Annotated in this window: 4 protein-coding genes; 2 read left to right on the top strand and 2 right to left on the bottom strand. The window is 37.5% G+C overall.

The annotated features are described in order from the left end of the window. Positions 1–1,868 (bottom strand): patatin-like phospholipase family protein (locus AC22ZQ_RS12460; protein ID WP_318959097.1); only part of this gene is annotated, 1,868 nt, incomplete at its 3' end. A gap of 56 nt (positions 1,869–1,924) precedes the next feature. Here AC22ZQ_RS12460 and AC22ZQ_RS12455 point away from each other — a divergent pair. Together AC22ZQ_RS12455 and AC22ZQ_RS12450 are read left to right on the top strand one after the other, a co-directional pair. Next, positions 1,925–2,542, top strand: a complete 618-nt coding sequence (locus AC22ZQ_RS12455; RefSeq protein ID WP_318959096.1) for a trimeric intracellular cation channel family protein — start codon at positions 1,925–1,927, stop codon at positions 2,540–2,542. Further along, positions 2,542–3,858 carry a THUMP domain-containing class I SAM-dependent RNA methyltransferase gene (locus tag AC22ZQ_RS12450; protein ID WP_318959095.1) on the top strand — a complete coding sequence of 439 codons (1,317 nt, stop codon included), beginning with the start codon at positions 2,542–2,544 and terminating at the stop codon, positions 3,856–3,858. The genes AC22ZQ_RS12455 and AC22ZQ_RS12450 overlap by 1 nt, the downstream gene beginning before the upstream one ends. A gap of 126 nt (positions 3,859–3,984) precedes the next feature. Here AC22ZQ_RS12450 and AC22ZQ_RS12445 read toward each other — a convergent pair whose 3' ends face one another. Next, positions 3,985–4,701, bottom strand: coding sequence for a T9SS type A sorting domain-containing protein (locus tag AC22ZQ_RS12445; protein ID WP_318959094.1), 717 nt, complete (start codon positions 4,699–4,701; stop codon positions 3,985–3,987). Positions 4,702–4,762: the final 61 nt, after the last annotated feature.

Genomic DNA, 4,762 nt, shown 5'->3' with positions numbered 1-4,762 from the left:
CTAAAACCAAATTTGAACTGTTGGGTGCGGACAGGGAAATAACTTCCTTTTACTTGTAAATTGAACCAATTGTGTCTTTTTCTAAAGTCGTAATCTATAGGTGAAGTGGAACCAGAAACACTTCTTTCTTTTCCAGAAACGAAGCGTGCCTTAATGTAAAGTTGATGTCCTTCAGTGGCCCATTGTTTTCTATTTAATGAATTGGTGTTGAAAATGATTGCTGCAGACTGACCATCGAAAAATGTAACATCTGCAGTGTCTGAGCTTAAGAAATTATCGGTTTGATAGTAGTTGTCTTCTAAACTAAAGTCTCTGAAATCAAAGTCTAAAGTTCGTTTATTACTCAATGGAAAACTAAACGTAGCACCGTAATAATCTTCATTTTGAATCAGAAAGGAAGGTTTAACTTCCTCGAAAAATGTTGCAAAGTTGATGAAATAATCCCATCTGTTCCTCACGTAATATGTGGTAAATCGAAAAGGAAAACTAGCGGGGATGTCAAAGACCGTTTTGATTTTTCCTGAACCATAAAACTTTCCAAAGTAAGAGGAGGCTTGCACATTAATCCCCGTTTTACGTAATCCAGAATAGGAAACAGCCAAGTACCCAGTATTAACGGCCCTAGAGGATAGGTGGCCACCTACATCAAACCTTAAATTCTTTTCTTTTTTTACGTACAAAAAGAGTTCGTGGGTAGAGTCATTGACCTTCTTGAGCGTGGGGTATAAAAAACTTATTTGAGGAGAAGCATAAGCTCTGAAGTAACGTTTTTTAAGTAGTTCTTGATTTAAGTTTTGTTTACTGTTCGGCCCTTTCAAAGATTGAATAACATAATCTAGCGTATCTCCATTTTTATCAATGGCTACCACTTTATTAATGTTCAGTGGTGTTTGTTTACTCAAATAAGATTGTCTTTTGGATTGAAGTTGAGTCTTTGATGCTTTTCTATGTACATGCAACAGTATGCTGTCTAATTTTAATTTTGTTTCTCGGTAACCAGCATCAATGGCTTGTTTAACATTGTCGAATTCAAAGGTGTTGGTTCCCGTTTGAGGTTCTATTAATATCCCTTGTGTACAAGGTAGATCAAAGACGGTTGGCGTAACAAGCATGTTGGTGATCTGACTCACAATATCATCTTCAGTAGGCGCTGCAGCGTTGTAGGAAACATTACTACCTATAATGTAATCGACATCAAATTCTTGGTATAGTACATCTGCGGGGAAATTGTTGTAAAGTCCACCGTCAAAGTAAAGTACACTGTCTATAGTAATCGGGTTGATGTAAAAGGGATAAGTCATGGAAGCCCTTACTGCTTCATTCAAGTTTCCAGTTCGGAATACTACACTTTTTTTACTGGCGATATCTGAGGCAACGCAACGAAAAGGAATGAAAAGTGAATCGAAATCTTGCTGATGATTTGCTGAATTCAATCCTAGCGTTTCTAGCATTCTGAAATCCATTAAAGTAGGCGTTACAAAATTCGTAGGCAATGGATTTCTCAATAAACTATCTGTGTCTAAACGGAAGGTAAACATACTCGCATCTTCGCCGTCTTTACGCAGAAGAAAATCTGTATCTGTGGTGAGCTCCCCACGCGTCATTATTTGGAATTCTTCTGAGAGAACAAAAGCTTTAATTTGTTTTGGAGAATAGCCAGAAGCATACATGGCTCCGATAAAAGCACCGGCACTTGTACCCGTAATAAAATCAATAGGAATGTTGGCTTCTTCCAGAGCTTCTAGAACACCAATGTGGGCTAATCCCGTAGCTCCCCCTCCGCTCAAAACTACACCTACGCGTTGAGCCTTAGCTTGCTGGGAAATGAGTCCGCAGAAGATTAATAAAAAAACTATTAGGTGTCTCAAACAAAAATTGTGTTATTTGTACAAAAATAGAAGAAAATTTAGAGATATAGCGGAAAGTGATTTTAGATGTAATAGATCATATCGGAGTGTTTTTTTTGGCCATTAGTGGGGTGTTAACTGCCTCGGAGAAAAATATGGATTTTTTTGGTGGGTACATCATTGCCTTTATTGCTTCCTTAGGAGGGGGTACATTGCGCGATTTATTGTTAAACACCAATGTTGCTTGGATGTCATCTATGAGTTTGATTATTACCGTGATGCTGGGCGCTACCATAGGGATTTTCTTTCAGCAGGCGTTTCGAAAAATGAGAAAGACCTTTTTTGTGTTTGACACTTTGGGGATGAGTTTGTTTACAATTGCTGGGTTAGAAAAAGGTTTGGAATTCGATCAGCTTCCGTTTGTAGCACTATTACTAGGTGTGATAACCGCAACCTTCGGAGGTGTAATACGAGACGTGCTTTGTAATGATATTCCTTTGGTCTTTAGAAAGGAAGTTTATGCCACAGCTTGTATTAGTGGGGGTGGAATCTATTTGGTAGGAACCTATTTAGGATACGGAAATTCTGTGCCTTTACTGGTTATCGCGATGAGTGTCATCGTTATTATCCGTACTTTAGCGGTTTGGCGCCATTGGCACATGCCTTTGGTTAAAGATGTTTTTAATAAGAAGTAATGAAGAATTTAACAATCACAGTAAAAACGCTCTTTGGGTTAGAGCAAGTACTGAAACAAGAGATAGAGGAGTTAGGTTATAAAAATGTAAAAGAACTCAACAGAGCCGTTCAATTAGAAGGTGATTGGAAGACCGTTTATGATTTAAACTTGAACCTTCGCTGCGCGATCTCAGTTTTGGTAGAGCTAGACAGCTTTAGAATTTCTGAAGAGAAAGATATTTACAAGCGTGCGAAGCGTATTGATTGGACTTCATTATTTACAATGGACAACACCTTTGCAGTGAAAGGTGCCGTAAACTCAACTTTATTCAATCACTCTCAATTTCCTTTTCTTTTGGTGAAGGATGCTATTGCAGATGTGTTTAGAGAGAAAGAAGGGGAAAGACCTGATGTAGATTTAAGAGATCCAGATGTAATGATAGACCTTTATGTTAGAGAAAAACAAGTTACACTTTCTTTAAATACTTCAGGAGTTCCTTTATTCCAACGCGGATATAGAACAGGTACAGGTGAAGCACCTTTAAATGAGGTGGTGGCTGCAGGATTATTGAAACTATCAGGTTGGGATCAAAAATCTACCTTGATAGATCCATTCTGTGGTTCAGGAACTTTAGTGATTGAAGCTGCATTAATGGCCGCGAACATCCCTGCCAATATAAAAAGAGAATACTACGCATTCCAAGGTTTGAAAACTTATGATGAAAAAGCGTGGAAAGAGATATATGCTAAGGCCAATAAGAATTCAGTAGATTTAGGCTTTACCATTTATGGTTCTGATTTGGACGGTGAAGTAATTGTAAAGGCAAGAAGAAATGCAGGTGTTTTACCCATTGTTGCCAATGTAGATTTTAGCGTTGCGAACTTTAAAGATGTAAAAAGACCAACACCAAAAGGAATGCTCATTAGTAATCCTCCATATGGAGAACGTATGGGAGAAAACATCGAACGTATGTACGAAGAGCTTGGAGATTGGTTTAAGCAAGAACTGAAAGGTTATGATTGTTGGGTAATTTCTTCTTCAGAGGATGGATTTAAAAATTTAGGTCTGCGTCCAGATAGAAGGTTGAAACTTTACAACGGTTCTTTACCTTGTAGTTTTAGAAAGTATAGCATCTACGATGGTTCTAAAAAGGCAAAGTTTAACTCAGATGAATATAAACCGAAACCTCGAAAAGGTAAACCAGCTCCTGCTCCTAAAAAGCGTAAAGAAGAAACGGAAAATAAAGAGCAAGTGGTAACCAATAACCTTATGGATAAGATCAGAAAGATTAGAGGTGAAGGTGCTAGCAAATACGGTAAAAGAGAGGATGATTAATCCTTGTAACTATTTATAAAAGAAAATCCCTGTTCAACTGAGCAGGGATTTTTTTGTGAAAAGTGGACCATAAAAAAATCCCGATTCAAATGAATGAATCGGGATTTTTAATGTATTGCGTTAAGCTTATTTGCTAACGACTAATTTCTCTTGTTTGATTTCTCCGTTTTCGAATCTAACCGCGTAGAAGTAAACTCCGTTTTCTAAGTTAGAAATGTCAACAGTTTCAACAGTTTCTTCAACTGCAACAGTTCTTACTGCTTTACCGTTTACGTCGTAAATAACGATTTCCTCAGCTCCTTGAGAAACTTCAAAGTTAACTGAAGATGTAGCTGGGTTCGGGTATGCAGTAATTTCATTCACTACTTCTCCAATCTCAGTAGTACTTGCAGTTGATCCTGCAAACTGAACTGATGCACATGAAATGTTGTTTGTCATGTCAGTTTCAGTAATAAGGTTGTAAGAAGAATCTGAATCAGCTAATAAAGCGTATACACAGATGTCGTGAGTTCCGTTATCAGAAAGTTGACTGAAGCTAAAGAAGTCTGTAGCAACATCAAAAGACTGACCTGGAGCGATAGTAGCTTGAGAAGCTGGTCTGTTCGCGTAGTAAACTCCTTGTGTAATAATTTGGTTGTCTAAAACAATAGCAAAGAATGCCGTGTCCTCAACTACTAAGTCATCAGGACCGTTGTTTGTAATTGTAAAGTTGAAATCAAAAGCAACCCCTTGAGTAATTACATCACCATTAGCTGGAGACGTTAAAGTTGCAGAAATTTCCTTTTGTCCAAATGTTAAAGCAGCAACAGCTGAACAAGCGATTGTAAGTAAAAATTTTTTCATAGTTATTTATTTTAATTGCGATGCAAAAGTGCTCATTTTATATTAATTACCAATAACCGTT

This window comes from Lishizhenia sp., assembly GCF_057456495.1.
This window is presented reverse-complemented; position numbering and strand designations above follow the sequence as displayed.

Excerpts from the sequence above, each read along its gene's own strand:
- AC22ZQ_RS12450 (WP_318959095.1), top strand. The coding sequence starts at position 2,542 with ATGAAGAATTTAACAATCACAGTAAAAACGCTCTTTGGGTTAGAGCAA.
- AC22ZQ_RS12445 (WP_318959094.1), bottom strand. The coding sequence starts at position 4,701 with ATGAAAAAATTTTTACTTACAATCGCTTGTTCAGCTGTTGCTGCTTTA.